The sequence below is a fragment of the Polaromonas sp. genome (assembly GCF_029945925.1).
In the GTDB taxonomy this organism is placed as follows: Bacteria; Pseudomonadota; Gammaproteobacteria; order Burkholderiales; family Burkholderiaceae_C; genus Polaromonas.
In genome coordinates this window covers 15045-40623 of sequence record NZ_JAQSDN010000001.1, presented here as the reverse complement: position 1 = coordinate 40623, position 25579 = coordinate 15045, and the positions used below count along the sequence as shown (strand labels likewise).

Annotated in this window: 25 protein-coding genes and 1 pseudogene; 15 read left to right on the top strand and 11 right to left on the bottom strand. The window is 62.0% G+C overall.

Going from position 1 to position 25579, the window contains the following annotated elements; translation table 11 throughout:
- Positions 1-10: 10 nt before the first annotated feature.
- The 5 genes from PSV40_RS00215 to PSV40_RS00195 all read right to left on the bottom strand — a co-directional run bounded on the left by PSV40_RS00215 (position 11) and on the right by PSV40_RS00195 (position 7651).
- Positions 11-3103, bottom strand: a complete 3093-nt coding sequence (locus PSV40_RS00215) for a type I restriction endonuclease (RefSeq protein ID WP_300532953.1) — start codon at positions 3101-3103, stop codon at positions 11-13.
- Between the two features lie 33 nt (positions 3104-3136).
- Positions 3137-3457: a type II toxin-antitoxin system RelE/ParE family toxin gene (locus tag PSV40_RS00210; RefSeq protein ID WP_300532951.1), complete on the bottom strand. Its 321-nt coding sequence runs from the start codon at positions 3455-3457 to the stop codon at positions 3137-3139.
- A complete protein-coding gene (locus tag PSV40_RS00205) occupies positions 3454-3726 on the bottom strand; it encodes a YlcI/YnfO family protein (RefSeq protein WP_300532949.1) in 273 nt (90 codons plus the stop codon). The genes PSV40_RS00210 and PSV40_RS00205 overlap by 4 nt, the downstream gene beginning before the upstream one ends.
- Before the next feature lie 60 nt (positions 3727-3786).
- Entirely contained in the window at positions 3787-5193 is a 1407-nt protein-coding gene (locus PSV40_RS00200; RefSeq protein ID WP_300532947.1) for a restriction endonuclease subunit S, read from the bottom strand.
- A gap of 109 nt (positions 5194-5302) precedes the next feature.
- Positions 5303-7651, bottom strand: coding sequence for a class I SAM-dependent DNA methyltransferase (locus tag PSV40_RS00195; protein ID WP_300532945.1), 2349 nt, complete (start codon positions 7649-7651; stop codon positions 5303-5305).
- Positions 7652-7842: 191 nt separating this feature from the next.
- Here PSV40_RS00195 and PSV40_RS00190 point away from each other — a divergent pair, with 191 nt between their 5' ends.
- Both PSV40_RS00190 and PSV40_RS00185 read left to right on the top strand, forming a co-directional pair.
- Complete coding sequence (locus PSV40_RS00190) at positions 7843-8286, top strand: DUF1801 domain-containing protein (protein WP_300532944.1); 444 nt, start codon at positions 7843-7845, stop codon at positions 8284-8286.
- Between the two features lie 31 nt (positions 8287-8317).
- Positions 8318-8725, top strand: coding sequence for a DUF1801 domain-containing protein (locus tag PSV40_RS00185; RefSeq protein ID WP_300532942.1), 408 nt, complete (start codon positions 8318-8320; stop codon positions 8723-8725).
- 26 nt (positions 8726-8751) lie between these two features.
- Here PSV40_RS00185 and PSV40_RS00180 read toward each other — a convergent pair whose 3' ends face one another.
- Entirely contained in the window at positions 8752-9780 is a 1029-nt protein-coding gene (locus PSV40_RS00180) for an alpha/beta fold hydrolase (RefSeq protein WP_300532940.1), read from the bottom strand.
- A gap of 366 nt (positions 9781-10146) precedes the next feature.
- Between PSV40_RS00180 and PSV40_RS00175 the strand changes: the two genes are divergently transcribed.
- Both PSV40_RS00175 and PSV40_RS00170 read left to right on the top strand, forming a co-directional pair.
- Positions 10147-10518 (top strand): nucleotide pyrophosphohydrolase, encoded by a 372-nt coding sequence (locus tag PSV40_RS00175; RefSeq protein WP_300532938.1) that lies wholly within the window; start codon positions 10147-10149, stop codon positions 10516-10518.
- A gap of 80 nt (positions 10519-10598) precedes the next feature.
- A pseudogene (locus tag PSV40_RS00170) lies at positions 10599-11009 on the top strand (PPC domain-containing DNA-binding protein); the annotation flags it as partial.
- A 442-nt stretch (positions 11010-11451) separates the two neighbouring features.
- Here PSV40_RS00170 and PSV40_RS00165 read toward each other — a convergent pair.
- Positions 11452-12486 carry an IS110 family transposase gene (locus PSV40_RS00165; protein ID WP_300532936.1) on the bottom strand — a complete coding sequence of 345 codons (1035 nt, stop codon included), beginning with the start codon at positions 12484-12486 and terminating at the stop codon, positions 11452-11454.
- Between the two features lie 287 nt (positions 12487-12773).
- Between PSV40_RS00165 and PSV40_RS00160 the strand changes: the two genes are divergently transcribed.
- Together PSV40_RS00160 and PSV40_RS00155 are read left to right on the top strand one after the other, a co-directional pair.
- Complete coding sequence (locus tag PSV40_RS00160; protein ID WP_300532934.1) at positions 12774-13379, top strand: AbiEi antitoxin N-terminal domain-containing protein; 606 nt, start codon at positions 12774-12776, stop codon at positions 13377-13379.
- Positions 13376-14236, top strand: a complete 861-nt coding sequence (locus tag PSV40_RS00155; RefSeq protein ID WP_300532933.1) for a nucleotidyl transferase AbiEii/AbiGii toxin family protein — start codon at positions 13376-13378, stop codon at positions 14234-14236. The genes PSV40_RS00160 and PSV40_RS00155 overlap by 4 nt, the downstream gene beginning before the upstream one ends.
- A gap of 54 nt (positions 14237-14290) precedes the next feature.
- On the opposite strand, the gene PSV40_RS00150 is transcribed toward PSV40_RS00155, so the two are convergent.
- Entirely contained in the window at positions 14291-14845 is a 555-nt protein-coding gene (locus tag PSV40_RS00150) for a redoxin domain-containing protein (protein WP_300532931.1), read from the bottom strand.
- Positions 14846-15167: 322 nt separating this feature from the next.
- Between PSV40_RS00150 and PSV40_RS00145 the strand changes: the two genes are divergently transcribed.
- On the top strand, positions 15168-15722 hold the full coding sequence (locus tag PSV40_RS00145; protein ID WP_300532929.1) for a hypothetical protein: 555 nt from the start codon (positions 15168-15170) through the stop codon (positions 15720-15722).
- On the top strand, positions 15722-16444 hold the full coding sequence (locus PSV40_RS00140; RefSeq protein ID WP_300532927.1) for a hypothetical protein: 723 nt from the start codon (positions 15722-15724) through the stop codon (positions 16442-16444). Before PSV40_RS00145 ends, PSV40_RS00140 begins: the two co-directional genes overlap by 1 nt.
- 155 nt (positions 16445-16599) lie before the next feature.
- Here the strand turns inward: PSV40_RS00140 and PSV40_RS00135 are convergent, their stop codons facing one another.
- The 3 genes from PSV40_RS00135 to PSV40_RS00125 form a co-directional block, all read right to left on the bottom strand.
- Positions 16600-17712 (bottom strand): 5-methyltetrahydropteroyltriglutamate--homocysteine S-methyltransferase, encoded by a 1113-nt coding sequence (locus tag PSV40_RS00135; protein WP_300532926.1) that lies wholly within the window; start codon positions 17710-17712, stop codon positions 16600-16602.
- A gap of 78 nt (positions 17713-17790) precedes the next feature.
- Entirely contained in the window at positions 17791-18747 is a 957-nt protein-coding gene (locus PSV40_RS00130) for a PDR/VanB family oxidoreductase (RefSeq protein WP_300532924.1), read from the bottom strand.
- Positions 18748-18749: 2 nt separating this feature from the next.
- Entirely contained in the window at positions 18750-19805 is a 1056-nt protein-coding gene (locus tag PSV40_RS00125; RefSeq protein ID WP_300532922.1) for an aromatic ring-hydroxylating dioxygenase subunit alpha, read from the bottom strand.
- Here PSV40_RS00125 and PSV40_RS00120 point away from each other — a divergent pair.
- The 7 genes from PSV40_RS00120 to PSV40_RS00090 all read left to right on the top strand — a co-directional run bounded on the left by PSV40_RS00120 (position 19804) and on the right by PSV40_RS00090 (position 25532).
- Complete coding sequence (locus PSV40_RS00120) at positions 19804-20043, top strand: hypothetical protein (RefSeq protein WP_300532920.1); 240 nt, start codon at positions 19804-19806, stop codon at positions 20041-20043. The genes PSV40_RS00125 and PSV40_RS00120 overlap by 2 nt on opposite strands.
- A complete protein-coding gene (locus PSV40_RS00115) occupies positions 20009-20779 on the top strand; it encodes a GntR family transcriptional regulator (protein WP_300532918.1) in 771 nt (256 codons plus the stop codon). The genes PSV40_RS00120 and PSV40_RS00115 overlap by 35 nt, the downstream gene beginning before the upstream one ends.
- Positions 20780-20918: 139 nt before the next feature.
- Positions 20919-22091: an ABC transporter substrate-binding protein gene (locus PSV40_RS00110; RefSeq protein WP_300532916.1), complete on the top strand. Its 1173-nt coding sequence runs from the start codon at positions 20919-20921 to the stop codon at positions 22089-22091.
- A gap of 139 nt (positions 22092-22230) precedes the next feature.
- Positions 22231-23103 (top strand): branched-chain amino acid ABC transporter permease, encoded by an 873-nt coding sequence (locus PSV40_RS00105; protein WP_300532915.1) that lies wholly within the window; start codon positions 22231-22233, stop codon positions 23101-23103.
- Positions 23103-24074, top strand: a complete 972-nt coding sequence (locus PSV40_RS00100; protein ID WP_300532914.1) for a branched-chain amino acid ABC transporter permease — start codon at positions 23103-23105, stop codon at positions 24072-24074. Before PSV40_RS00105 ends, PSV40_RS00100 begins: the two co-directional genes overlap by 1 nt.
- Positions 24071-24835 (top strand): ABC transporter ATP-binding protein, encoded by a 765-nt coding sequence (locus PSV40_RS00095; RefSeq protein ID WP_300532912.1) that lies wholly within the window; start codon positions 24071-24073, stop codon positions 24833-24835. Before PSV40_RS00100 ends, PSV40_RS00095 begins: the two co-directional genes overlap by 4 nt.
- On the top strand, positions 24828-25532 hold the full coding sequence (locus PSV40_RS00090; RefSeq protein WP_300532910.1) for an ABC transporter ATP-binding protein: 705 nt from the start codon (positions 24828-24830) through the stop codon (positions 25530-25532). Before PSV40_RS00095 ends, PSV40_RS00090 begins: the two co-directional genes overlap by 8 nt.
- Positions 25533-25579 lie beyond the last annotated feature (47 nt).

Sequence of the window (25579 nt, the reverse complement as noted above, 5' to 3'; positions counted from 1 at the left end):
AGGGCGGCATTTACGGCGCGCTTCGCCCCTGCGCCTCGCTGGTTATAGCGAACACCATGTCCCCCACAAATCGCTTGAACGACTCGTTCTCCACAAACTGCTTGTAGATCTGCGTATCGTCCCGCAGCAAGATCTGCATTTCCCTCCCCAATGCCTGGTCATGCGCCATGCGCGCCGTGTGCGGCGTGTTTTCCTTGGCGTTCTGGTAGGCCGAGTCCGCTGCCACTTTGGGTGCAATGTCATCGCGGATTCGCTTGGCCACCCGGTCGGCATCGGTAAACAGCGTGCCAAAGTTGTCGTTAAAGGTTTTGAGAATGTTGCTCAGACGGTCGAGCTCCGGTTGTGGGCGGCGCCCGGCGGCTTCTTGCGCGGGTTCTATCTCGCCATCTGCATCGGCCAGCGCAATCTTCATCGTTGCCTGCTTGTCGGCCCGGTAGCTGCTCATGTCGATGGCGTCGATGATGCCTTTGGCCAGGTCATCCTCTTTGGGTGACGGCAGCTTGGCCACCAACAGGTTCAAAAAGATGGACAGCTTTTCCCAGCCCACGTTGTGGCTGGTGGTGATGGATGCCAAAAAGTCGTAAGTGCGGCAAAACGCCTTGGCGCTGCCTTTGAACTCGACTTGCTGGTCTTCGTCCAGCGTGCTTTTGTACACCTCAGTGCAGGCATCCAAAATCGGGTCAAACTGGTCGCGCTCCACGCCTTCCAAAAACAGCTTCACAAAGGCTTCTACCTGTTCGGGCGCGTACACCTGCGCATTGTCCAGGGCCTTTTTCAGGTCGTTGAGCTTGTTGGGGTCTGTCTCTTCGGCCAGGATGGTTGTGCGGTAGTAGTCCTGGAACGACAGCTTGATGCCTTCGATATCGTTTTGAAAGTCCAGCACAAAACAATCCCGCTTTTGCGGGTGTGCCCGGTTCAAGCGGGACAGCGTTTGCACCGCCTTGATGCCAGAGAGCGCCTTGTCCACGTACATGGTGTGCAGCAGCGGCTCGTCATAGCCGGTCTGGAACTTGTCGGCGCAAATCAAAAAACGGTACGGATCGTCCTGAATCTTGTCGGCAATGTCTTTGCTGGCAAACCCGTTCAGCGACGACTCGCTGACCTTCACCCCACCGTATTCATGCTCTCCTGAAAACGCCACGATGGCTTGATACGGGCTTTTGCGCTCTTCCAGATAGGCCTGAAACGCCTTGAAATACTGAATGGCCCGCTCGATGCCGCTGCACACCACCATGGCCCGCGCTTTGCCGCCAATCTTTCCAGCGGCCAGCACCTGCGCATGAAAGTGGTCCACCATGATTTCCGCCTTGAGTCGAATGGCGTGGTCGTGGCTCTCCACATACTTGCGCAGCTTTTTGCTGGCCTTTTTCTTGTCAAACAGCGGGTCGTCCTCCACCTTCTTCACCAGGCCAAAGTAGCTGGCTACCGGCGTGTAGTTCTCGAGCACATCCAGAATGAAGTGCTCCTTCACCGCCTGCTTCATGGTGTAGGTGTGAAACGGCTTGTGCTTGACCTTGCCTTCGGCGTCGGGTGGCAGTGGCTCGCCAAACATCTCCAGGGTTTTGTTCTTGGGCGTGGCGGTAAAAGCGAAGTAGCTCGCGTTGCCCATCATCTGGCGCGCAGCCATGCGCTTTTCCAGCGCGTCGTTGATGATGTCCTCGGGGTCCTTCTCGGGGTCAATGTCAGGGTCTTTGTCCCCGTCTACCTCACTCAGCGTGGCGCTCATCGACGCTGCCGTCTTGCCGCTCTGGCTGGAGTGCGCTTCGTCAATGATGATGGCAAAGTGCCGCCCCCGGTGCTCATCGCCAATCACCTTCAGCACAAACGGAAAAGTCTGAATGGTGGAAATGATGATCTTCTTGCCCTCGGCAATAAACCCGCGCAGTTGCTCGGTCTTGGAGCTCGCGTCGCCCGTCACCGCCCCCACGGTTGAACCTACCTGCATGAACTGTTTGATGGTCTTCTGAATCTGGTCATCCAGGATGCGCCGGTCGGTCACCACAATCACCGAGTCAAACACCGCCTTGTCATCGCGCCGCACACCAATCAGCTGGTGCGCCAGCCAGGCAATGGAGTTGGACTTGCCGCTGCCTGCCGAGTGCTGAATCAGGTATTTGTGCCCCACGCCGCGCGCACGCACATCGGCCAAGGCTTCGCGCACCACCGCCAACTGGTGGTAGCGCGGGAACAACTGGCTGCGCTTCACCTTGCCCGTCTTGGGGTGCCTGGTTTCCACAATCTGGGCGTAGTTCTCCAGGATGTTGGTCAGGCTGGCGGGGGTTAACAGCTCTTTCCACAGGTAATCGGTCTTGAGCCCCAGCGGGTTGGGCGGGTTGCCCGCGCCATCGTTAAAGCCCTTGTTCAGCGGCAAAAACCACGATGCCTTGCCTGCCAGCTGGGTGCACATGCGCACCTCGTGGTCGTCCACCGCCAGGTGCACCACACAGCGGCCAAACTCAAACAGCTTTTCGCGCGGGTCGCGGTCGCGCTTGTATTGCTCAACCGCGTCTTCAACGTTTTGCTTGGTCAGGCTGTTTTTCAGCTCAAAGGTGGCAATGGGCAAGCCGTTGATAAACAGGCCCAGGTCCAGCGCGCGGCGCTTCTCGTCCATGCTGTAGGCAAACTGGCGAGTCAGCACAAAGCGGTTTTGCGCGTGCAGCGCCTGCGCCTTGGCATTGCCCGCAGACGGTGTGCCGTAAAACAAATCAAAATGCCCCGCCGGGTGGTGCTCAATGCCTTTGCGCAGAACATCAATCACACCGCGCTTGCCCACCTCGCTGGACAAGCGGGTCAAAAACTTCAGGCGGTTGATGTCGCGCACATCGTGTTCGTCCAGCATTGCCAGCTTCTTGAAGGCGTCAGGTTGGGTGGCCTTCAAAAAGGCGAAGAGTTGGTACACATCCAGCGCGTGGGCGCGGTCGTAGTCCTTGGGGCTACCCGCCAGGTAGCCGCTGCCACCAAAGGCCGTAGTGGGCTTGGCTGCCACATCGGTGGTGGGACCACTGCCAGTGCCGACGGGTGCCATGGGCGGAAACCCATCGGTGCCGGTCATGTAGCGCACGATCAGGGTCTCAAGCCCTTTTTCTGAAGTGTCGGTGGCCATGGTTTTCTCCCCGCTTTTGCTTTTGCTTTTGGCTCAGTGGTAGTCGTCTTCAAGCTGGTGCCGCACGGGCAGTATGTTGACGGTGGCAGCCCCCTCAATCTCAAACAGCGCAACGTAGCCCGCGTTGCCGAACGGAATGATCAGCTCCCGCACAAACGCGCTGTCGCCCGCCTTGCGGTAAATGAATGGGGTGCGACTCAGGTGGCTTTGTACCGCGGTGCGCAGCGCATCGATGGCGGTCTGCGCGGCATCAAAGTCTTCAATGGTTTTCGCCCGCTCCAGCAAAAAGTCGAACAAGCGCAGCAAATCCTCACGCGCCGCTTCGGTGTAGCGGACATCAAACTGCGCCGTCAACCCAGCACCTGTTTGCGCCTGGCATCCAGCCGCTGGGCCAGTTCGGTGTGCACAGCCTCGGCTGCGTAGTAGATGCCGGTCTGCTTGGCATCTTGCGCGGCGCGCAGCCCACGCGCCAGAAATTCGTCTTGCGTGCGCCGCCGCGCAATCGTCTCGCGCATGGCGGTTTCTATCAGGCTGGTCAGGGTCTCGCCCTCGCGCAGCACGCTTTCGGCCGCGGCGCGCAGCTGGGGTTCAACACGGAGCGAGGGCAGGGTGGCGGTTTTCATGGTGGCGGGTATTGCGTTGCAGTTGCGATGCAATCAGTGTAGCGGTTTTGCCAAGCAGCGTCACGCTTCCAGCTCGGCCTCGGCCTCGGCATCGCTGGCGTCCATCGGGTCCAGCGCTTCGGGCTCCAGAGCGGCGTTCACCGCGTCTTGCGGCAGCCGGGCTGCGGCCTGGCGCACGTCGAGCTTGCCTGTCACCACGTCGGCGACCAGGCGGGTGCGGTATTCGCGCAGGAAATCGATTTCGCGTTCTAGGCGGCCGATGCCTGTATCGAAGGCAGCCGTCTCCACCTCGACGGACTTGGCAATGAGTTTTTGTTCGACCAGCGACGGCAATGGGATGCCCATCACGCCAATTCGCTCAACATTGAGGTTGCCTTGGGTGTTCACCGGTGCTTCAGCAATGAACTCTGCTTTCATGCTGCCAAAAACCAGGTAAAGGTAGTCGCGATCCACCTTCACAGATGGCACGAACCCAACAATAGAGTCTGGAAAGCAAGCATCAAACGTCAAAACCGCAACTTCACCAATGTTCGCCGCGATAGTCATTACCAAAGTGCCACTCGGAAACATTTTGCTGACCGCCAAACCTTTGTCATTCAACGTCTGGTTGTAGTTATCAATAAATTTGTCCGCTTGCGCAACTGCGCCAGTTTGAATAAACGGATATCTACCGTCGTAAAAGGCGGGATCGTTCCGAGGACGATGCGAAAACTTTCCCCGAAGGATTCGAGTCACTTGTTTGATGCGTCGAGCTTCCCAATGCGCCGGAATTTCTCCCAGCCATGGAATGTCGGAAGGCTTGAGTGGGACGGCGGGGTCCAGGCCATGTGTGACGGCGCGGTGGATGATGGCCCGCTTCTGTTCGGTGAGCAGCGCAATCACCCGCCGCTTGGCGCGGATGGTGCGCTCCAGCCGGGCGTTGGCCCAGTCCAGGAATTTGACGATGGCGGCTTGTTCGTAGGGTGGAGGCAGCAAGGACTCGATGCGAAACAGATCGTCGGAATACAGGCGAAGGCGGCTTTCAACAACGCCAGTGGACATTGCTTTGATTCGTGCCTTGTATGCAGGCGACCTGAACAGGTGGTGAAAGTACCAAGGCAGTGCACCTTGGTTGAACCGGTAAACGCAATACGCTGGGCTGGCCATCCCCGCAAAGCGGGATACGCCCATGCTGCCGTTCCAGGCCAGCATGATGTTGATAACCAGGTCATCGGGCTCGACCCGCTTGTACCCGACCAACGAAGCTGCGCGGGTGTCCTGCCCATCTTGCCCTTCCAACCGGAGGCGTTGCGTAACTCCCGTGAATTGGGACACGCGCAGAAGTTGCTCTTCACCCGTTTTCGAACGGGAATCGACCTCCTGCACGATGTACTTGATGCGCCGCACTGTCCAGTGGGCGGGAACGTCGCCAAGCCATTCGCCCTCCGCAGGACGGTACGCCGGATACGGTTTCAAATCCGCAATCACGCACGGCTCCTGGCAGTCGTGCATTCGACACGCTGCAAGCGCTGGGCGTTTGATTTGCTATCAAAAAAGAAGCTGCTCGCGCATATTCCACAGGGGCTAGAGGCTAATTTCATGCTGAAACTCCCTTCAGCAGCCCGTCCAGCAGGCCATCGGCCTCTTTCTCAATGGCCAGTATGTCGGTGGCAATTTCGTCCAGCGTGCGCAGGGGCTGGGGTTTGTAGAAGTGGCGGGTGAAGCTGACCTCGTAGCCCACCTTGGTGGCGTCCAGCTTCACCCACGCGTCAGGCGTGTAGGGCTGCACTTCGCGCTGGATAAAGGCGGCTATGCCACCGTCTTCCAGCAGGGGCACCTGCTCGGTGTCGCGCAGGTCGGGGTCGGGCTCGTATTCCACCAGCACGGGTTTGCCGTCTACTACCGCGTCGTACAGGCCGTGCAGCGGGGCGGCCCTGGCTTTGAGTTTGCCTTTGGCAAGTTTGTGCACCTTGGCGCGCACGGGCGGCGCGGCCTCAGCCCGCCAGCTCACGGCCTTGAGGATGGTTTTAAGGTCGGGGGCCGAGAGTTTGGTTTGGCTCTGCTTGAGGTGGACGGCCACCTGGTCGCGGAAGTCGTTGTGGTCTTCAAACAGGTGGCTGCCCAGGGCAGCGCGCAACTCGTTGGCGACCTGGTAGAGGCGGGCATCGCGCGCCCAGGTGGTGGCGTCCAGCAGCTTGCGTTTGGTTTTTTCGGGCAGGCCTTTTTTGGCCTTGGCGGTGCTGGCTTCGTCATCGTCGTCGACTGCGTCGCTGTCGTCCGCATCGTCCTCGGCATCGTCGTTGCCCCATTCGGCCAGACGCTTTTCCAGGGCCTTTTCCACCTTGCTGAAGTCGCTGAACAGGGCTTGGCCCAATTCATCGACCAGCGCGCGGCGGATGGCTTCCTCACCGCTGGCAAAGCGCAGGCCTTCAATGCGCGGCAATGACAACTGGCTGTGCAGGCGCAGCGGGCGCTCCACCACCACTTTCCAGTAGCCAAAAGCGGCGTTGGGGAATATTTTGGACTCGGGCGTTTGGGCAAAGTCGAAAAAGGTTTGGGTGATGCGGGAGATGTCTTCGGCGCTGAGTTCGCAGTTTTTCTTGCCCAGATTTTTGCGCAGGGGTTTGAACCACTGGCTGGCATCGATCAACTGCACCTGGCCCTTGCGGTGCGCGGCCTTGCGGTTGGACAGCACCCAGATGTAGGTGGCAATGCCGGTGTTGTAAAACAGGTTGAGCGGCAGGGCGACGATGGCCTCCAGCCAGTCGTTTTCAATGATCCAGCGGCGGATGTTGCTTTCGCCCTGGCCCGCATCGCCGGTAAACAGCGAACTGCCGTTGTGCACCTCGGCAATGCGGCTGCCCAAGGCCGACTTGTGGTTCATCTTGGACGCCATGTTGACCAGGAACAGCATCTGGCCGTCGCTGGAACGGGTGACCAATGACAGCTCTTCGCCTTGGTGCGTGACCTTGAAGCGGGGGTCGCGCATGCCGTCTTTGCCACCCATGGCCTCCAGGTCTTTCTTCCAGCTCTTTCCATACGGTGGGTTGGCCAGCATGAAGTCGAACTCTTGCGCAGGGAAGGCATCGTTGGACAGGGTGGACCACTCTGCACCGCCAACGATGTGATCAGCGTTTTCGCCTTCGCCCTTGAGCAGCATGTCGGCTTTGCAGATGGCGTAGGTTTCGGGGTTGATCTCTTGCCCGTAGAGGTGACTCTTGATGTGCAGGCCGCGCTTGGTGGCAATGGCGGCCAGCGTTTCTTCGGCCACGGTGAGCATGCCGCCTGTGCCGCAGGCGTCGTCAAACAGCAGGTAGCTGCCGGACTTGAGCTGTGATTCGATAGGCAGGAACACCAGGTCGGCCATCAGCCGCACGGCGTCGCGCGGGGTCCAGTGTTCACCGGCCTCTTCGTTGTTTTCTTCGTTGAACTTGCGCACCAGTTCTTCAAACACCGTGCCCATGGAGTGGTTGTCGATGCCGGCAGGCGACAGGTCAATGTCGGGGTCCAGAAACTTGTTGATCAGCGTGCCCAGGGCGTCGGCTTTGGACAGGGTGGAGAGCTGGTTGCGGAACTTGAAGTTCTCGATGATGTCCAGCACATTGGGTGAAAAACCATTGAGGTAGTCCTCAAAGTCGGCCAGCAATTGCTGCCGGTTGCCGCGCGATTGCAGATCGCGCAAGGTGAAGCGGGAGGTGTTGTAAAACGCCTGTCCCGCTTCGTCGCAGAGGGCCGCGCGCTGTTCGGTGATGCCAGCATCGTCCAACATCTTTTTGACGTCCAGCACACTTTGCTTGGTTGATTCGAGCACTGAGTCCATACGTCGGATGACGAACATGGGCAGGATGACGTCAGGATACTTACCGCGCCTGAACAGGTCGCGCAGCACATCGTCTGCAATGCCCCAAATGAAGGAGACGATTTTGTTGATGGTTGATGGATCCACTGACTTTCACTTTGCTATTTTTGATAGAGGGGTATGACGGACGCCCCGAGACAAGGTCGCCGCGCGACGGACAGCAGCAGCTGCTTCCTGCGTGAGTAACTGTACCGCACGCCGTGCTGGTGGACACAGCTAGGCGGCGATGCACGAGGCTGCACGCTCGGATAAAGTCGCTTTAACCGGAAGCACATGTGATGACCAAGACGAAGTTGCAGCCCGCTGCGAAACCCGCCAAGCCGGTGCTGCTTTCCGGCGGCAACCCGCAGATCGCAAAAGGCGAGGGCGACGCGCCGGTGCAGGCCTACATCGCGGCCATGCCGGGCTGGAAGCAGGGTGTCGGGCGGCGGCTGGATGAACTCGTCGTGGCCGCCGTGCCCGGTGTGCGCAAGGCGGTCAAATGGAACTCGCCGTTTTATGGGGCGCCGGGGCAGGAGGGCTGGTTCCTCAGCTTCCATTTCTTCACCAAGTACGTGAAGGGGACTTTTTTCCGCGGGCAGTCGCTGTCGCCGGTGCCGCCCGGCGAATCCAAAAGCCAGGACACGCGTTACCTCGACATCCGCGAGGACGTTGAACTCGACGAAGCCCAACTCAGCGCCTGGATCAAGCAGGCCAGCAAGCGGCCGGGCGAGAAGATGTGAACATGCCCATCGTGAAGGAAACGGAGTCAACATGAGCAAACCTCCAAGCAAATCGAAGGACGGCGCGGAAGCCGATTCTCCTTCCAAACTCATCGATGAAAAGATCAAGTCCCTGGCCGACTGGCGCGGGAAGACGCTCCCCCATGTCCGCGCGCTCATCCAGCAGGCCGACCCGGCAGTGGTCGAGGAGTGGAAGTGGAACATTCCGGTCGGGTCGCACGATGGCATCCTCTGCACCGGCGAGACCTACAAGGACAAGGTGAAGCTGACTTTCCCCAAGGGCGCTTCGCTCAAGGACCCGGCCAAGCTGTTCAATGCCAGTCTGGAAGGCAACACCCGCCGCGCCATTGATCTGGCAGAGGGCGATGCCATCGATGAAGCGGCCTTCAAGGCGCTGGTACGCGCGGCCGTGGCGCAAAACGCCAAACCGGCGCGCTAGGCGGACCCGGCACCGCAGGGTGTCTGTCAGTTCAAGGCCTTGTCAAAAAACGCAGGAAGCTCACGCTGCAACTGGCCCAGAAACGCAGCGCGGTCAAAGCCGGGCGGGTTGGCGCCAATGTCGCCGTCTTCGGAGGGGATGGGCATGGTGGGCATGTCCTGAAACGCGAAGTGCCAGGCATTGGGCACGCGGTGCACTTCTACGGCGGGCACATTCGCAGCCACCCATTCGGCATGAAAGCGCGGCACCAGAAAACGGTCTTGCTGCGCCCCATACACCGTCACCGGCATGCGGATTTGCGCCAGCGAAGCAGCGCTGAACAAGGCACCCATAGGCGCCAGGGCCACCACGGCGCGCACACGTGTATCGGTCAGGGGTGGAATGGCCGGCGCTGCGGCGCCAGGGTTGGTGGCCGGGATGCGCTCTTTGCCGGTGTTGCAGAAAATCGGGTCCTCGGCGCGCTCGGTGTTGCAATGCGCGTCGAAGCGGGAGGGCTCGAGCCGTGCACCTGCCAGGGCCAGCACGGTGTAACCCCCGGCCGAATGCCCCACGGCGCCGACGCGCGGCCCCCTGGCGTCGCTGGCGATGCGGTCTTTCCATAACGGGTCGTTCAGCAGGGCGTCGATCACGCGCGAAGCCTGCCGCGGCCGCTCGGTGGCATAACGCTCCAGGCTGCCCTGGCGCAAGGAGCGGTCCTGCCAGTTGTCGCCGGGGTGGCGCAGGGCGGCCACCAGGTAGCCCTGCTGCGCCAGCGCCTCGGCCAGGCTGCTGTGCGCAAGTTCACTGCCGCCGGTGCCGTGGCTCAGGACGATCAGGCCCTTGACCTTGGCCTCGGGCGCGGCCTGCATGGCCACGTTCACCGTGAACGGCCCCATGGCGATCGTGCGCGCGGCCGCCTGCGTGGGGTAATACAGGGCCGCCACGATGGGCGCGGCATCGGTCGCGGTGCCTGGAATGGTGATCTGGCGCCAGCCGGCTTGCGCCGCCATGGCCTGGGCCGCCGTCAGCAGCAGGCCGCAGAAAACGAGAGAGAGTCGGTGGGGTGAAAGGGACATGGTGAGCTCCGTGGGTGTTGACTGGGTTGAAACTGGACGCGATGGTAGGAGCGCAAAGGCCGGCGCTGGCGTTGATTGCGACGGAACGGCCGGGCAGCGGCGCGAGATGCTGTTTCGGGCGGATGAAAGGTAACCGGCCGATGGGGTTGACTGCCGACTTGCCGGTGAAGTCTGCCGGTCGCTCTTGTTTTGATAGCTTCTAGAGCCCGTGCTTATTGGACTGCAGCCGTTTTTTGCATGAATAGTTTGCGTGTACGCGGCCCTTTGAAGGCATGCAACAGGCCTGCGGGGGCTGATGCGCATAACATGCGCTTGAGTCTTGCCGAGAAGATTCGACCCTGCCCATCGGCCCGGAAATACCAAGACATGAACCAAGATATCCCTTCCCTGACCCAGTCCCTGCGCGACTTCGCCCAGGCGCGCGACTGGGAGCAGTTTCACTCGCCCAAGAACCTGGCGTCGGCCCTGTCGGTGGAGGCGGCGGAGTTGCTGGAGCACTTCCAGTGGCTGACGGAAGAACAAAGCCGCACCCTGGCCGCACCCAAAAAGGCCGAGGTGGCCGCCGAGGCGGCCGATGTGCTGCTCTACCTGCTGCAGCTTTGCGACAAGCTGCAGATTGACCTGCTGGAAGCCGCGCGGCTCAAGCTGGCCGTCAATGCCGAGAAGTACCCGGTGGACCGTGCCCGCGGCTCTAGCCAGAAATACACGGACCTCACCGACCCGGAGCAGGGCGCGTGAAGTCAGCGATTTGCTCTTGATTTGATAGCTGCCTGCGCAATGCCTGTAAGGGCTATCGGCCAATTTGACTCAATAAAACCATGCAAACCCTTCCCATCCGCCTGAGCCCCGGCCAGGACTTGCGCAGCGCCATCGAGGCGGCGGTGCGCGGCGCCAACTGCCGCGCGGCCTTTGTGCTGTCGGGCATCGGCAGCCTGTCGAGCGCGGGCCTGCGGTTCGCGGGCGCGGAGCAGCCGCGGCGCCTGACGGGCGACATGGAAATCCTGAGCCTGTCGGGCACGGTGGCATTCAACGGCACGGGGGAGGGCGCACGCAGCAGCTCGCACCTGCACATGGCGCTGTCCACCGCCACCGGCGACGTGTTGGGCGGCCACGTGGCGCCCGGCTGCACGGTGCGCACCACGGCGGAGGTCTTGCTGGCGCTGCTGCCGGAGTGGGCGTTCTCGCGGGAGCCGGATGCGGTGACGGGCTACGACGAACTGGTGGTGCGGGCGGTGGAGGCGGCCAAGGGCGACCTCCCACCGGGCGACCAGGTGCTGGGCGGGCTGGGCGGGCTTGGCCCGCGGGGCGAGGATGTGGCGGATGCGGTGACACGGGCGCGCAAAACGCCACGGCCATGAGTCCCGGCGCTGCTATTTAATTTGTAGCTGTACATGGACGCTCCCGGTATGCCAAGCTTTCAATTCATGCTGACTCGAAGGTAAAGATTGCACCCGTACATTCGGACTTTTCTTGTGACTTTGGGTCACTGTCCCTGATGGGATTCGCTGGTTGGCTCCTCGATTGCTTGCGCGCACTCCGGGTGCAGCAGCTATAGCGGGCTTTGCCAACCACGGTCTGACCTGTCTTGCCATCACTTCATGATCGCCTGAGCAATCGGTGGTTCAGTTCTCCCTGCTTCGTTGTTTTCGTTGACTCTACTGACCGACTTGACTATGCGGCCACCCTGGTGGACACGTAGTCGGCTCGGAACTCTCTGTCATGGGCCAATAAGGCCCACACAATGCGCGCATTCTTGTTGGCCAGCGCAACGGCCGCCACATTCTTGTTGCGCCGCTTGAGCACGCCGCTGACCCAACTGCAGCAATCGGGTTTGCGACTCTCCCAGTGAATCACCGAGTGGGCACCGTGGATCAGCAAGGTGCGCAGGTAGATGTCCCCGCGCTTGCTGAGTCCCAGTAGATTTTGTTTGCCCCCGCTGGAGTGCTGCCGGGGCACCAAGCCCAGCCAGGCCGCCACCTGCCTGCCGTTATCAAAGTTCCTGGCGTCTCCTATGGTGGCCACCAAGGCGCTGGCGGTGATGGGGCCAATACCAGGCACTCCTGCCAGTTTGCTGCTCAGTTCACTCTGACGGTGCCACTTCACGATCTGGGTTTCCAATTCCTTGACTTGGCCATCAAGCTCTTTCAAGTGATCCAGCAAGCGTTGCACCAGCAGCCGAAAGGCCCCCGGCAGCTCGTTGCTGGCGTCTTCAAGAAGTTCAGGCACCCGGTTTGCAATATGCCCAATGCCCTGGGGAATGATCAGCCCAAATTCCGACAGCAAGCCCCGGATCTGGTTGGCTTGGGCAGTGCGCGCTTTGACGAACCCCTGGCGCACGGTGTGCAATGCCAGGACGCTTTGCTGTTCAACGCTTTTGATCGGCACAAAGCGCATGTTGGGCCGGGCGACCGCTTCGCAGATCGCCTCGGCATCGGCTGCATCGTTCTTGTTGGTTTTGACGTAGGGCTTGACCAATTGCGGGGCCATCAGTTTGACGGTGTGACCGAAGCCTTGGAGCTTGCGCGCCCAGTAGTGGGCGCTACCGCAGGCTTCCATGCCGATCAGGCACGGCGGCAGGTTCACCAAGAAGGCTGCCATCTGCTCACGCTTCAATTGTTTCTTGATGACGGGTTTGCCAAATTCGTTGACCCCGTGCAGCTGGAACACGTTCTTTGCCAGATCAATGCCCAATGTTGTAACCTTCATGTCGGACGCTCCTGTCTGTTCAAGTGGGTTGCTAAACACTCCCACTTTGGCACATCGCGATGCCGCTAAGGTGGGAGCGTCCATCCCATTGCTTGCGCTTGCCCGCCATGGGCTCAGGCTTGGTTTGGATTTTTTTCTGATCTGTGCCCTGCGGGAATCCGATGTTCATTTTTTATGAACGTGCCTGTTTTCTGAACAAGAGGGAGCTTCACCAGAAGTTGGACCGGTGTTCCTTATATTCGTCAATTGATTGCAATTGACGAACAAATGGAACATACTGCATCACCATGCCCACCGACACGCATAGCCAACGCATCCTTGATCTGGCGCGCCAGAAGGGCATGCTGCGCCCCGGCGACCTGAAGGAAACGGGTGCCGCGCGGGTGACGCTGACGCGGCTGACTGCCAGCGGCCAACTCGAAAAAGTGGGCCGCGGCCTGTACCGGCTGCCGGGCACCCCCGCATCCGAGCACGAAAGCCTGGCCACCATCGCGGCCAAGGTGCCGCAGGCGGTGTTTTGCCTGCTCACCGCGTTGCAGTTCCACGGCATCACGACGCAACTGCCGCGCCAGGTCTGGATCGCCATGCCGCGTGGCAGCCATGTGCCCAAAATCGATTACCCGCCGGTGAAGATGATTCAGTCCACCGGCGCGGCTTATGCAGCAGGCATAGAGGTTTTTGAGCGCGACCAGGTGTCCCTGAAGGTGTACGGTGTGGCCAAAACCGTGGCCGACTGCTTCAAGCACCGCAACAAGATCGGCCTCGACGTGGCGCTGGAGGCGCTGCGTGATGCGCGTGCGCAGAAAAAAGCCTCGGCCGATGAGCTCTGGCACTTCGCAAAGGTCTGCCGCGTGGCCAACGTGATGCGCCCTTACCTCGAGGCGATCGAGTGAGCAAGGATCTGGCTGCCTCGGTACGCGCGCGCCTGCTGAATGTGGCGAAGGCCGAGCAATCGGACTTCAATGGCGTTCTGGTTCGTTATGCGCTGGAGCGCCTGCTGTACCGCCTGAGCCAGTCCGCACACGCCGAGCGCTTTTTGCTCAAGGGCGCGATGCTCTTCACACTCTGGTACGACATGCCGCATCGGCCCACGCGGGATGTTGACCTGCTGGGCTTTGGCGCCAGCGACCTTCCTTCGATTGAGCAGACGTTCAGGGACATCGTCTCGGTGGTGGATGAGGACGGCATCCGCTTTGACCCGGACAGCGTGACTGCGGAAGAGATTCGCAAGGAGGCCGGCTACGCAGGCGCACGCGTGCTCATCAGTGCAGAGCTCGCGGGTGCGCGCGTGAAGACGCAGGTGGATGTCGGCTTTGGCGACGCGGTGACGCCCGGTCCCGTCAGGGCCAGCTACCCGGTGCTGCTTGATGACTTTCCGGCACCAAGCCTGCAAACCTACCCGGTGTACACCGTCATTGCCGAAAAGCTCCACGCCATCACCTTGCTGGGCATGACCAACAGCCGGCTGAAAGACTACCTGGACTTGTCGGTGTTGCTGCAGCGCGAGGTGCTGGATGCGGACATCCTGGCAACGGCCATTGCTGCCACCTTCAACCGTCGCGCCACGCTCGTACCGACCGAATTGCCTATCGGGTTGAGCGATGAGTTTGCCCTTGATACATCGCGCCAGGCGCTTTGGCGGGCTTTTCTGAACAAGAATCAGTTGGTGGCAGTGCCGCTGCCAGAACTGCTTGTTTTGTTGCGTGTCAGGCTGCAGCCTGCATTGCAGCAAGCGGCGTTGATGGTGTGAGGGCAGCGCTTGAGGTCACAACATGTGACCTCAAACCCGGCGACGAGGGCAGGCTCAGAACAGCCTGACCCACCACAGGCGCAGACGCATGCCCAGTTCGGTGGTGTAGCCGGCGCTGGCGCCGCGCAGCCGGCCTTGCCCGTCAATCACCACAAAAGAGGGCACCGACTGGAAGCCGAAGGCGCGCGTCAGTTCGCCCTGCGTATCGATGGCCGTTTGCCAGGGCAGCTGGCGCTGCTGCAGCACCTGCCCGACCTTGGCGGCCGGTCCGGACTGCATGGCCACGGTGAGCACCGGCCAGTCCTGCGCCAGCCGGGTGACACTGCTTTCCTCGGCGCGGCAGATGGGGCACCACTCGGCCCAGAAGTGCAGGGCGACGGGCTGGCCGGGGTGGGCCTGGCGCCACTGGGCCAGTGTGGTGCTGATCGTCGTGCCGTCGGGCTGCAGAACGCTGATGGCCAGATCGGGCGCCGGCCCGGCCGGCACATGCCGCGTCTGCCAGGTCTGCGCCGCGACCACGATGGCCACCAGCAGGGCCAGTTGCAGCAGATGGCTTTTCCAGTGGGTGCGTAGGTGCGCGGCGAAGCGGGTGATCAGGGTGTTTGGCATGTGGTCCGAGTATCGTCCAGGCCTTGCTGGCCTGTACCACCGCTGCGGGAAGCCCGGCAGCGGCAAGGTGAGGCGCCGGCGGGGCTGCGGGCTTGCGCACGGCGCATGATTTGCTATTAAAGGCATAGCTGCTTGCGTCCGTGGTTATTGGGATGGAGCCCGATTCAATCTTTGGTTTCGTGCTGCGTGTGGTTTTTGCTGGTTTTTGGGCTGCTGAGAACTTGTATAGCAATATGCATATTGCAAACAATCGTGATTTTATTGTTGAATTTTTAAATTATTCATGGCATATTCTGTATGCATATTGAATACAAGGTCGTCAATGAGCTCATCTGGAATCAAATCCCGCCTTGGCCATGCGCAGTGGTCGCTGAAGCCGCAAGACTTGGCCATGGCGTTCAAGCTGGTGTGTCTGGCGGGGCAAAAGCTGCCCTACACAGCGCTGGCGCTGGTCATGCACATGTCGCAGTTTGAAGCCCACGCCTGCATGGCGCGGCTCAGTGGTGCGCGTCTGTTGGCTGAGGTTAATGACGTCCCCACGCTGGTACTGGCGGCTTTCAGGCCCATGGTGTTGCACGGCGCGCCTTATTTTTTTCCTGCGGTAAGGGGCGAGATCACCATGGGTTTTCCTACGGCCTATGGTGTGGAGCCGCTCAAGTCCAAAGTGCTGTTTGCTGATGAGACGCCGCCCGTGTGGCCCCATGCAGACGGCCCGGTGCGCGGCAGTGCGCTGCTGCCTCTGTACCCCAAGTTGCCCTTGGCCGCAGCGCAGGACCCTGCTTTGTACGAGTTGCTGGCCTTGTTTGACGCGCTGCGCATAGGCCAGGCGCGCGAACGCGAAATGGCCCGCAAGCTGCTGGAAGAAAGGTTGAGCTGATGGCAGCCTTCAGCAACCCCAATCTGGCCATTCTGGAGCTGGTGGCACTTGCCTTGGGCCCGGTACGTGAGCGTGTGATCTTTGTGGGCGGTTGCGCTACGGGCCTGTTGTTGACGCAAGACCGGCCCGACCGTATCCGCATCACCGAAGACGTTGACATCGTTGCGCAAGCGTTGACGGTGCATGACTACCACGCGATAGAGAAGCAAGTCCGCGCTCAGGGCTTCAGCAACGACATGCGGCCCAATGCACCCATTTGCCGGTGGGTCTATAAAAACGTCACGCTTGACTTGATGCCCATGGTCAAGGACATCCTGGGCTTTGCCAACCGCTGGTATCCATTGGCCCTGCAGACTGCAGAATTGGTCACATTGCCAAGCGGCATGAACATCCGGCTCATTGGCGCCCCGGTTTTTATTGGCACCAAGTTGGAGGCGTTCAAGGACCGGGGCAAAGACGCCGATGGCAGGCCAGACTTTCTGGGTAGCCATGATCTTGAAGACATCATCACCGTGGCAGACCGGCGGCCCGAACTGCTGGGCGAGTGCCGTGCCGCAGCGCCTGAACTGCGCGCCTACCTGGCGGCAGAATTCGCAGCGCTGTTTGCCAATCCCGAGTTCGAACAAGCCCTGTCAGGCCATTTACCGGGTGACACTTTCAGCCAGCAGCGCGCCAGACCGCTCGCAAATACATTGCGCGAACTGTCAACGCTTTCAGCATGAAATACATGGAGGTCACTGACCCGAATCCGGGGGGTTAGGGTCGCGATCTGCTCATTATTTGATAGCTGCTTGCGCCCGTATTTACTGGGCTATGGACCGATTTGGCATAAAAAAAGCCGCCTGCGAGGCGGCTTTTCAGCAGCTGGGCGCGTGGTTCAGGTGGTACCCCACACCTCCTGCGCCGTCTCGATCACCAGGCGCAGCTTGGCGCGCTGCGCTTCCACTGCGATGTCGTTGCCGTGCACGGTGCTGCTGAAACCGCACTGCGGTGACAGGGCCAGCTGATCCAGCGGCGCGTATTTCGCGGCTTCCTCGATGCGGCGTTTCAGGTCGTCCTTGCTTTCCAGCGTGCCGAACTTGGTGGTCACCAGGCCCAGCACCACGGTTTTGCCTTTGGGCAGGAAACGCAGGGGCTTGAAGTCGCCGGAGCGGTCGTCGTCGTACTCCATGAAGTAGGCGTCCAGGTTCATTTCCTTGAGCAGCGCCTCGGCCACGGGTTCGTAGTTGCCGGCGGCGGCGTGGGTGCTCTTGAAGTTACCGCGGCACAGGTGCATGGCCAGCAGCATGCCTTCGGGCTTTTGCGCCACCACCTTGTTGATGAAGGTGGCGTAACGGTGCGGCAGCTCGTCGGGGTCGTCGCCGCGCTGGCGGGCGGCTTCGCGCATCTTGGTGTCGCACAGGTAGGCGAGGTTGGTGTCGTCCATCTGCACATAGGTGCAGCCGGCGGCAGCCAGGCTGCGCAGCTCGTCGCCGTAGGCCTTGGCCACGTCGTCATAAAACTGGGGGTCGAGCTCGGGGTAGGCTTCGCGGCTGATGCCGGCACGGCCGCCGCGGAAGTGCAGCATGGTGGGCGACGGGATGGTCACCTTGGGCGTGTTGCCCGCGCTCACCTGGCTCTTGAGGTACTGGAAGTCGGCGAGCTGGATGTCCTTGACGTGGCGCACCTTGTCGATCACGCGCATCACCGGCGGAGCCAGCTCCTGCGTGCCGTCGGGCCGGATGATGGTGACCGGAATGTCGGTCTTCACGCCGCCGATCTGCTCGAGGAAGTCAATGTGGAAGTAGGTGCGGCGGAACTCGCCGTCGGTGATGCTTTTCAGGCCCACGTCTTCCTGGAACCTGACGATCTCGGTGATGGCCTTGTCTTCCACCTTGCGCAGCTGCTCGGGCGTGATCTCGCCCTTGGCCTTCTGCTCGCGGGCTTCCAGCAAATATTTGGGGCGCAGAAAACTGCCAACGTGGTCGTAACGGGCGGGGAGCTGGGTCATGTCTCTTTTTCCTTTGAGGTCGTTGAAATCGGGCAGGGGAAGGTGAATGATATTAGGGCACAGCGACCGATGGCCGGTCTACAGGTCCAGCACCAGGGTTTTGCTTTTGGCGCGCGAGCAGCAGGGCGTGAACTGGTCGTTCTTCGCCTTCTCCTCGTCGGTGAAGTACATGTCGCGGTGGTCGGGCTCGCCTTCGAGCACACGTGTGATGCAGGTGCCGCAGACGCCTTGCTCGCAGGAGGTCAGGATCTCGATGCCGTGGCCCTTGAGCACCTGCACAATGTTCTGCTCCGCACCCACCGTGTAGCTTTTGCCGGTGCTGGCGATCTTCACCTCAAAGCCGGTGTCGCCCGCCGTGTCCTGCGGCGCCGCGCCGAAATACTCGAGGTGGATCTGCTCGCTGCGCCAGCCGCTGGCTTTGGCGCTGTCCACCACGTGGGTGATGAAACCGGCGGGGCCGCAGACATACAGCTGGTGTTCGGGGGCGGCGCCGGCCAGCACGGCCGGCAGGTCGAGTTTTTGTTCGGCAGGACCCGCGTCGAAGTGGAACCGTACCTTGTCGGCAAAGGCCGAGTCGCTGATCTCCTGGCGGAACGCGGTGCGTTCGGTCGAGCGGGTGCAGTAGTGCAGGGTGAAATCCGCATGGATGGCTGCCAGCCGCTGCGCCATGCTCAGCAACGGCGTCACGCCGATGCCGCCGGCCAGCAGCAGCGTGCGCGGCGCGTGCTGCAGCGGGAAGTGGTTTTTGGGCGGGCTGATGCGGATCAGGTCGCCTTCGTTGACGGCCTCGTGCATGGCGGCGGAGCCGCCGCGCGAGGCGGGGTCGCGCAGCACGGCGATGCGGTAACGGTGCTGCTCGACGGCGTCGTTGCACAGCGAATACTGGCGCGTCAAGCCGCCGGGAATCTGCACATCGACATGCGAGCCCGCGCTGAAGGCCGGCAGCGGCGCACCGTCGGCGCGGGCCAGCTCGAAGCTGGTAATGCCCTCGGCTTCGATGGTTTTTCGGATGACCCTGACTTCAAGACTGTCCATGGTCAGGCGGTCTGATGTTGAGCTGGGGCCGGGGCCTGCTCCTGCGCGATGAGGCGGTCGATGATGCGGCGCGACTGCACGCCGCCGGCGTCGATGTTGAGCATCAGCAGCTTGCGCTGCGGGAACAGCGTGAGGTTGCGCTGCTGCGCTTCCAGCACGGCGGTGTCTTCGGCAAACACCTTGCCCTGGCCCTCGCGGATCTGCGCGGTGAGGGCCTTGTCTTTCGGGTTGAAGTTGCGCGCCATGCCCCAGAAGTACCACATCGAGGTGTCGGTTTCGGGCGTGATGAAGTCCACCACGATGCTGCTGACCTTGTCTTTCGGGTCAGCGTTGTAGCCGCCCTTGCCGGCGTGGGCGACGCCGACTTCGATCAGGACATGGCTGGGCGGCGAGAAGCGGCAGACCTGCCAGCGGTCCACCGGCACGTCGTCGGCCAGGTTGTTGGCGCGCAGGTTGGCGCGCCAGAAGGGCGGTGCCATCACGTTTTCCATGAAGCGGCTGGTCACCACGCTCTCGCCCTCGGTTTTGGTGCTCACCGGCGTTTCGTCGATTTCCTTCTGGCCGATGCTGGTGGTGTGGACGTAGGTCTCGTGGGTCAGGTCCATCAGGTTGTCGATCATCAGGCGGTAATCGCAATGGATGTGGTACAGGCCGCCGCCATAGGCCCACTCGGGGTTGTTGGCCCAGTCGAGGTGGGGAATTTTGCTTTCGTCGGCCAGTTTTTCGTCGCCGGTCCAGACCCAGATGAAACCGTGGCGTTCCACCACCGGGAAGCTGCGGTTGCGCGGGAAACCCTGCACGCGCTGGCCGGGCATGGAGGCGACCTTGCCGTCACATTCCATCACCAGGCCGTGGTAGCCGCAGACCAGCTTGCCTTCGCAGACCGTTCCCAGCGACAGGGCCGCGCCGCGGTGCGGGCAGAAATCGTCCATCGCGACGACCTTGCCTTCGGGGCCGCGGTAAAAAACAATCTTCTCGCCGCAGATCTGCCGGCCCAGCGGCTTGTCGTCGATTTCGGAAGGGGTGCAGGCAACATACCAGGTGTTTTTGGGAAACATGACGCTTGTCCGTGGAGGTGTGGAGGTGGGGGTGGAAGTTTCTGGCGATACCGGCCGCGTCAAACGGCCAGTGGTTCTGGCGGCGATTATGCAAAATAACGAGATTGATGTATACATTGATCTTGTCAATTTATCAAAATATACGTTGAATAGGGCAAAATTCAATCTGAACAGGTCTTTGCTGTATACATTGAGAGATCCAGATGAACGACAAAACCACTTCCCTGGCCGCCGCTGACGCGCAGGAGCCGGGCGCCTCCCAGACCGTCAAGGCGCAGCTGCGGCTGCGTGAAATGATTCTGGCCGGCGAGCTGCCCGGCGGCGCGCGTATTGCCGAACTGGCCATTGTTGAAAAGCTCGGGGTGTCGCGCACGCCGATTCGCGCGGCGCTGATGCGGCTGGAGCAGGAGGGCCTGCTGGAAGGGCTGGTCAATGGCGGTTATGCCGTGCGCACGTTTTCGGAGCGCGATGTGTCCGAAGCGATTGAACTGCGCGGCACGCTCGAAGGGCTGTCAGCCCGGCTGGCGTCCGAACGCGGGGTAGCTGGCGCGCTGCTGGCCGAGGCGCGCGCCTGTCTCGGGCAGATCGACGGCGTGCTGAGCCAGCCGGCCCTCGACGACGAATCTTTCCTGCGATACGTCACGCTGAACCAGCGCTTTCACAACCTGCTCAGCGAGATGGCCGGCAGCACGGTGATCACGCGTGAACTCGAACGCGTCGTCAACCTGCCTTTTGCCTCACCCTCGGGGTTTGTGGTGGCGCAAGCCAATTCGCCGCAGGCGCGCGACATGCTGATCGTGGCGCAGGACCAGCACCGCCAGGTGCTGGATGCCATTGAGCGGCGCGAAGGCGCGCGTGCCGAAGCCATCATGCGCGAGCACTCGCGCATCGCCCAGCGCAACCTGCTCGAAGCCATGCAAAGCCAGGACCTGGACCGCATGCCCGGCGTGCGGCTGATTCGCAAGCGCGGCTGAGCACTGCAACGCGTGGCTCCTGGTATGCATATTTGCTATAACTGCAAGGCTGAAATCCATCTTGCGCATCTGCCCATAGCGGGGGATAGTCCCGGGTGATCTGTTGAATGCCCCTTTTTTCGAACCCTCTGGAGAGACCATGCAAAAACGAATCTTTCTCGGCTCCATCGCCCTGGCTGTCGCCACCCTGGCCGCAGGCAGCGCTGTCGCGCAGACCAACACCTTCAAGGTCGGCCTGATTCTTCCCATGACCGGTCCTTTCGCCTCGACCGGGCGCCAGATTGAAGCGGCGGCCAAGCTCTACATGGCCCAGAACGGCGACAATGTGGCCGGCAAGAAGATCGAGCTGATCATCAAGGACGACACCGGCACCCCCGACGTGACCAAGCGCCTGGCGCAGGAGATGATCGTCAACGACAAGGTCAACGTGCTGGCCGGCTTCGGCCTGACGCCGCTGGCCTTTGCCACCGCGCCGCTGGCCACGCAGTCCAAGACACCGATGGTGGTGATGGCGGCGGCCACCTCCAGCATCACGCAGGCTTCGCCCTACATCGTGCGCACCAGCTTCACCTTGCCGCAGGTCACCATCGGCATTGCCGACTGGGCGCCGAAAAACGGCATCAAGAAGGTGGTGAGCCTGGTGTCCGACTACGGCCCGGGCATCGATGCCGAGCGCACCTTCAAGGACCGCTTCACCTTCAACGGCGGCGTCGTGGTTGATGCCGTGCGGGTGCCGCTGCGCAACCCCGATTTCGCCCCCTTCCTGCAAAAAGTGCGCGACGCCAAGCCCGACGCGGTGTTTGCCTTTGTGCCGTCTGGCGCCGGTTCCGCGCTGATGAAGCAGTTCGCCGAACGCGGCCTGGACAAGGCCGGCATCAAGCTGATCGCCACCGGCGACGTGACCGATGACGACATCCTGAACGACATGGGTGATGTCGCGGTGGGTGTGGTGACTTCGCACCACTACTCCGCGGCGCACAAGTCGGCGCTGAACCAGAAGTTTGTCGACGCTTTCAGCAAGGCCAACAAGGGCCTGCGCCCCAACTTCATGGCCGTCGGCGGTTACGACGGCATGCGCGTGATCTACGAAGCCCTGAAAACCACCAAAGGCAACGGCGGCGGCGAGGCCCTGCTGGGCGCGATGAAAGGCCAGGTCTTCGAGAGCCCGCGCGGCCCGGTGTTCATCGATGCGCAGACCCGCGACATCGTGCAGAACGTCTACATCCGCAAGGTCGAAAAAGTCGGCGGCCAGCTCTACAACGTCGAGTTCGAAACGATCAAGGACGTGAAAGACCCGGGCAAGACGAAGTAGTGGCACACCCCCATCCAGGCTCACTGCGTGTAGCCTGTTTCCCCCTTGCAGGGGGCAACGCCTGCGGCCCGGCGAAGCCGGTTCCGCGGCGTTCCTGAAATGGCCTCCTTCAAGCAGCTTCTGACTATCCGGCCAAAACATGTTGACCATTCTTTTTGACGGCATTGCCTACGGCATGCTGCTGTTTGTGCTCGCGGTCGGCCTGGCGGTCACCATGGGCCTGATGAATTTCATCAACCTGGCGCATGGCGCGTTTGCCATGGTCGGCGGCTACATCACGGTGCTGCTGATGCAGCGCCTGGGCGTGCCCTTCCTGCTGTGTCTGCCGCTGGCTTTCCTCGGTGCCGCGCTGCTCGGCGGGGTGCTGGAGCGCACCTTGTACCGGCCCATGTACGCACGGCCGCACCTGGACCAGGTGCTGTTTTCCATTGGCCTGACCTTCATGGCCGTGGCCAGCATGGACTATTTCATGGGCTCGACCCAGCAGATCATCCAGCTGCCCGACTGGCTGCGCGGGCGCACCGAGTTCGGCAGTGGCGACTGGGTGCTGGGCATGGGGCACTACCGGCTGTTCATCATCGCCGTGTGTGCGGCGCTGACGATTGCGCTGCAGTATGTGCTGGCCCGCACCCGTTTCGGCAGCCGCCTGCGCGCCTCGGTCGATGACCAGCGTGTGGCCGCGGGCCTGGGCATCAATGTCAATGTGGTGTTCCTCTCCACCTTTGCGGTCGGCTCGGGTCTCGCCGGCCTGGGCGGCGCGCTGGGCGCCGAAGTGCTGGGGCTGGACCCGACCTTTCCGCTGAAATTCATGATTTACTTTTTGATCGTTGTCGCCGTCGGCGGCACCTCGTCCATCACCGGGCCGCTGCTGGCGGCGCTGCTGTTGGGCATTGCCGACGTGGCGGGCAAATACTACGTGCCCAAGCTCGGCGCCTTCATCGTCTACAGCCTGATGATCGTCATCCTGATCTGGCGCCCGCAGGGCCTGTTTGTGCGCAAGGGGGGCAAGTGATGAACAACACTGCCCGGAAATCCCTGCTCCACAGCTCGCGCCTCAAGCCCTGGGAGCCGGTGTTGTGGCTGCTGGCCTTTGCCTCGCCGCTGCTGCTGTCCAGCCACGCGCTGATCATCAACGAAATTGCCATCGTGGCGCTGTTTGCCATTTCGCTGGACCTGATCCTGGGCTACACCGGCATCGTCTCGCTCGGCCATGCGGCGTTTTTCGGCATGGGCGCCTATGCGGCCGCCCTGTTTGCCAAACACGTGATGCCGGACCCACTGGTCGGCCTGGCCTTTGCCATTGGCATCTCGACCCTGCTGGGGGCGATCTGCAGCCTGACCATCATGCGCGGCAGCGACCTGACGCGGCTGATGGTCACGCTGGGCATGGGCCTGATCCTGATGGAGCTGGCGAACCGGCTGGACTGGCTCACCGGCGGCGCCGATGGCCTGCAGGGCGTGGTCATGGGGCCGCTGCTCGGCGCCTTCGAGTTCGACATGAGCGGCCGTACCGCGGCGTATTACTCACTGTGTGTCGGTCTGGTGTTTTTTGTGCTGGCCCGGCGCCTGGTGCGTTCACCGTTCGGCGCCACACTGATGGCGATTCGGGACAACCGCCTGCGCGCCATGGCCATCGGCATTCCGGTGCATTCGCGGCTGGCGCTGGTCTACACGGTGTCGGCCGGTGTGGCCGGTGCGGCGGGTGCCTTGCTGGCGCAGACCACCGGTTTTGCCTCGCTCGACGTGTTCGACTTCCACCGCTCGGCCGACGTGATGCTGGTGCTGGTGGTCGGCGGTGTGGGCTGGCTGTACGGCGGCATTGTCGGTGCGGTGGTGTTCAAGCTGATGCAGGACACGCTCTCGAGCATCACGCCGCAGTACTGGACCTTCTGGATCGGCCTGTTCCTCGTGGTGCTGGTGCTGGTCGGGCGCGAGCGCCTGCTACGGCCCTGGACCTGGTTCAGGAAGCGGGGCGGCGCATGACACAGACCGTGCTTCAGGCCAGCGGCCTGGTGATGCGTTTTGGCGGCATCACGGCGACCAACAACGTTACGTTGAACCTGCAAAAAGGCGCGCGCCACGCGCTGATCGGCCCCAACGGTGCCGGCAAGACGACGCTGATCAATCTGCTGACGGGCGTGCTGCAGCCGACCGAAGGGCGCATCACCCTGCTCGGCGAAGACATCACGCAGCTGGCGCCGCACCAGCGCGTGCAGCGCGGCATGGTGCGCACCTTCCAGATCAACCAGCTGTTCGACTCCCTGACCCCGCTGCAGACGCTGGCGCTGACGGTGTCGCAACACCAGGGCCTGGGCCTGCGCTGGTGGCAGGCGCTGGGGCGCAACGCCGCGGTGAGCGAGCGCTGTGCGCAACTGCTGGAGCAGTTTCACCTGACCGAGGTGATGGACCAGCCGACCCGCGTGCTGGCCTACGGCAAGCGCCGGCTGCTGGAAATTGCGATTGCGCTGGCCTGCGAGCCGCGCGTGCTGCTGCTCGACGAACCCGTGGCCGGTGTGCCAGCCGGCGAACGCGAGGAGCTGCTGCAAACCGTGGCGGCCCTGCCGGCCGACGTGTCGGTGCTGCTGATCGAACATGACATGGACCTGGTGTTCAGCTTTGCCACACGCATGACGGTGCTGGTCAACGGCACGGTGCTGACCGAAGGCGACCCGGAACAGATTGCCAATGATCCCGAAGTCAAGGCGGTCTATCTAGGCCATGGCGAGGAGGCCCGGCATGACTGAACTGCTCAGGGTTGAAGGTCTGAGCGCCGGTTACGGCGAGGCGGTGGTGCTGCAGGGCGTGTCGCTGTCGCTGGCCGAAGGCAAGACGCTGGCGCTGCTGGGACGCAACGGCACCGGCAAGACCACGCTGATCAACACGCTGGCCGGCGCCACGCGCCAGCACGGCGGCAGCATCACGCTGGCGGGCAAGGCCCTGCACAAGATGGCGCCGCATGAACGCGCGGCTGCCGGCATAGGCTGGGTGCCGCAGGAACGCAACATCTTCAAGTCGCTGACGGTGCATGAAAACCTGACTGCGGTGGCGCGGCCGGGCCGCTGGACGCCTGATAGGGTGTACGAGATGTTCCCGCGCCTGGGCGAACGCAAGAGCAACCTGGGCACGCAGCTGTCGGGTGGTGAGCAGCAGATGCTGGCGGTCGGCCGCGCGCTGGTGCTCAACCCGCGCCTGCTGCTGCTCGACGAGCCGCTCGAAGGCCTGGCGCCCATCATTGTCGAGGAGCTGCTGCTGGCGATTCGCCGCGTGACGCGGGACGAGGGGCTGTCGGCCATCATCGTCGAGCAGCATCCTCAGGCGATCCTGAGAATCTCCGACAGCGCGGTGGTGCTGGACCGCGGCACGGTGGTGCACGCCGGCACGGCGGACGAGTTGCTCGACCAGCCGCAACTGCTCGAGCAACTGCTCGGCGTCGCGCGTTGACCTTGATGGGTTGTTGATTTGCTATTTAATTGATAGCTGCTTGCGCA

What these genes read in the sequence shown, in the direction of transcription:
- PSV40_RS00215 (WP_300532953.1), bottom strand. Translation starts at nt 3,103, where the DNA reads ATGGCCACCGACACTTCAGAAAAAGGGCTTGAGACCCTGATCGTGCGC.
- PSV40_RS00205 (WP_300532949.1), bottom strand. Translation starts at nt 3,726, where the DNA reads ATGAAAACCGCCACCCTGCCCTCGCTCCGTGTTGAACCCCAGCTGCGC.
- PSV40_RS00190 (WP_300532944.1), top strand. Translation starts at nt 7,843, where the DNA reads ATGACCAAGACGAAGTTGCAGCCCGCTGCGAAACCCGCCAAGCCGGTG.
- PSV40_RS00185 (WP_300532942.1), top strand. Translation starts at nt 8,318, where the DNA reads ATGAGCAAACCTCCAAGCAAATCGAAGGACGGCGCGGAAGCCGATTCT.
- PSV40_RS00180 (WP_300532940.1), bottom strand. Translation starts at nt 9,780, where the DNA reads ATGTCCCTTTCACCCCACCGACTCTCTCTCGTTTTCTGCGGCCTGCTG.
- PSV40_RS00175 (WP_300532938.1), top strand. Translation starts at nt 10,147, where the DNA reads ATGAACCAAGATATCCCTTCCCTGACCCAGTCCCTGCGCGACTTCGCC.
- PSV40_RS00165 (WP_300532936.1), bottom strand. Translation starts at nt 12,486, where the DNA reads ATGAAGGTTACAACATTGGGCATTGATCTGGCAAAGAACGTGTTCCAG.
- PSV40_RS00160 (WP_300532934.1), top strand. Translation starts at nt 12,774, where the DNA reads ATGCCCACCGACACGCATAGCCAACGCATCCTTGATCTGGCGCGCCAG.
- PSV40_RS00150 (WP_300532931.1), bottom strand. Translation starts at nt 14,845, where the DNA reads ATGCCAAACACCCTGATCACCCGCTTCGCCGCGCACCTACGCACCCAC.
- PSV40_RS00145 (WP_300532929.1), top strand. Translation starts at nt 15,168, where the DNA reads ATGAGCTCATCTGGAATCAAATCCCGCCTTGGCCATGCGCAGTGGTCG.
- PSV40_RS00140 (WP_300532927.1), top strand. Translation starts at nt 15,722, where the DNA reads ATGGCAGCCTTCAGCAACCCCAATCTGGCCATTCTGGAGCTGGTGGCA.
- PSV40_RS00135 (WP_300532926.1), bottom strand. Translation starts at nt 17,712, where the DNA reads ATGACCCAGCTCCCCGCCCGTTACGACCACGTTGGCAGTTTTCTGCGC.
- PSV40_RS00130 (WP_300532924.1), bottom strand. Translation starts at nt 18,747, where the DNA reads ATGGACAGTCTTGAAGTCAGGGTCATCCGAAAAACCATCGAAGCCGAG.
- PSV40_RS00120 (WP_300532920.1), top strand. Translation starts at nt 19,804, where the DNA reads ATGACGCTTGTCCGTGGAGGTGTGGAGGTGGGGGTGGAAGTTTCTGGC.
- PSV40_RS00125 (WP_300532922.1), bottom strand. Translation starts at nt 19,805, where the DNA reads ATGTTTCCCAAAAACACCTGGTATGTTGCCTGCACCCCTTCCGAAATC.
- PSV40_RS00115 (WP_300532918.1), top strand. Translation starts at nt 20,009, where the DNA reads ATGAACGACAAAACCACTTCCCTGGCCGCCGCTGACGCGCAGGAGCCG.
- PSV40_RS00110 (WP_300532916.1), top strand. Translation starts at nt 20,919, where the DNA reads ATGCAAAAACGAATCTTTCTCGGCTCCATCGCCCTGGCTGTCGCCACC.
- PSV40_RS00105 (WP_300532915.1), top strand. Translation starts at nt 22,231, where the DNA reads ATGTTGACCATTCTTTTTGACGGCATTGCCTACGGCATGCTGCTGTTT.
- PSV40_RS00100 (WP_300532914.1), top strand. Translation starts at nt 23,103, where the DNA reads ATGAACAACACTGCCCGGAAATCCCTGCTCCACAGCTCGCGCCTCAAG.
- PSV40_RS00095 (WP_300532912.1), top strand. Translation starts at nt 24,071, where the DNA reads ATGACACAGACCGTGCTTCAGGCCAGCGGCCTGGTGATGCGTTTTGGC.
- PSV40_RS00090 (WP_300532910.1), top strand. Translation starts at nt 24,828, where the DNA reads ATGACTGAACTGCTCAGGGTTGAAGGTCTGAGCGCCGGTTACGGCGAG.